Below are 1687 nucleotides of genomic sequence, written 5' to 3' on the forward strand. Positions count from 1 at the left end.
ACCTAAATCCTGCAATTAATCTTTAGAGCGGATTACCTAGCCAAGAAACGCCGCTTTTTGGTTGCACTCGTTGCCACATTGAAAAAATTTATGCAGAAATGTGCTCAGGAGGTGACTTAACACGAGAATTTTCGTGTAACATCGCCCAGGTTGCCCTGAAGCAAGGCATATTTTTTCGATTCAAGGCGCACCTTTCCCTTCACTTCGTTAAAATGCATTTTGCAATACCGCGAAGAAAGGGGTCAGCTTTCTCCTACAGCCACCCATTCATCCCATTGTCTAGAATAGAGCATTCTTTCTGGAGCCGTTACCTTTTGCTGGCGACTACCTGTTGTAAACTTTGCTGCCATTCGAACAAGAAAGGTTCGTATCGTCGCTGGTTCCCAACGCCGCAGCAACTTGTTTCCGCTCAACAAGGCCATCCAACGCACAGTGTTGTATGCTAAGATTGCACTTTGGAATAATATACTGTTGGCCCAGAAATCATCCGTCTTAATATGGGCCAAGGCTGTCTGGTTTTTGGCCTCCTCGATCCACGTCTCGCAGGTGGCACGTTGCCCATACTGTTTGTGAACCTCCCAAGGATTGTCGTTATCAGTGCTAACGTAGCAAAAATAATCGTATTCCTTTATCTCAAACAAGGTAGCTGCTTTTTTAGGATCTACCGGTTTTTCCATACGCACTGCAACGAATAGTCGAGCTGTAGACCATGTTGTGCATTGATGAAAAAATGAACATTGCTCCCATCCTGCCTGTTTCGGTACTGGTTCCCACTGTTGTCCACCAAGCAAATTAGCCAGGCCCTTGAGTTTAACCTTTACCAAATAGCCATGACCACCATCATCCAGTAGATCAAGTAAGGCTCCCACAAAAAATCCACTGTCGCCCCGAAAAAGAATCCGGGTACGATTAGGGAGATGGGCTAAAAGTTGCTTGGTAAATTCCACTACCCCATTGCTTGTATAGGCATTACCGCATCGTAGCCAGCCCTGAAGTATCTCCTTGGTCTCAGTGCAAAAGGCAAGCAATGGATGATATGATACCGCGCCGCGCTTATGTGGATTGTACCCTTTCGCGGTTCCTTCCTGTGAGCCATAGGCAGTCTTTTCCGTCGAATCCACATCAACCACCTTACTCAGAATGACGCTTACTTTACTCTTTCCGGATCGAAGAGCTTTGCGCCATAGTCGTCCACGGAGTCGGTGGTTCAATACTTCCATGTCATTTACGTGGCATTGAGAAAATGATCGAAATAAACGACCAAAGGTTGTTTCGTCAGGAATGCTCAACCAACCGGCAGCACGACAAAGGACACTGTCTGACCATACGGCGACAATCGCTCGGATTGAACGGGCTCCTCCAATAATTGCTACAAGCGGGAGAAAAATTGCATCAACTGCATCGTAAAGCGCATTAGCTCCTCGTTTGTGATTTACGGTATCCCTCACAAGTTCAACAATCCCTTGATTTTGCAGAAATTGAACTACTGGTATTAGGCCTGCTTGCGCTGTAAGCCCTTTCGCCCCCTTGCTGAACGTAATTTTTTTTGGCGATACTCTGGCAGATCGTTTATGCTGTTTTTTCTTCATGGAAATGGTGACTCCTTATTGTGGTAATTTGGTCGTTAACACTTTAAGGATATTGCCATTTTCATGATTTCTTTTCAACTATCTGCAGGATTTAGGTA

General features: G+C 45.5%; 1 protein-coding gene. It reads right to left on the reverse strand.

Annotated elements, in window-relative coordinates; all coding sequences use genetic code 11:
• Nucleotides 1–242 precede the first annotated feature (242 nt).
• Entirely contained in the window at nucleotides 243–1589 is a 1347-nt protein-coding gene (locus JWH17_RS23135; RefSeq protein ID WP_205225068.1) for an IS1380 family transposase, read from the reverse strand.
• Between the last annotated feature and the right edge of the window lie 98 nt (nucleotides 1590–1687).

It is taken from the genome of Desulfogranum marinum (assembly GCF_016918565.1).
Taxonomy (GTDB): domain Bacteria; phylum Desulfobacterota; class Desulfobulbia; order Desulfobulbales; family Desulfobulbaceae; genus Desulfogranum; species Desulfogranum marinum.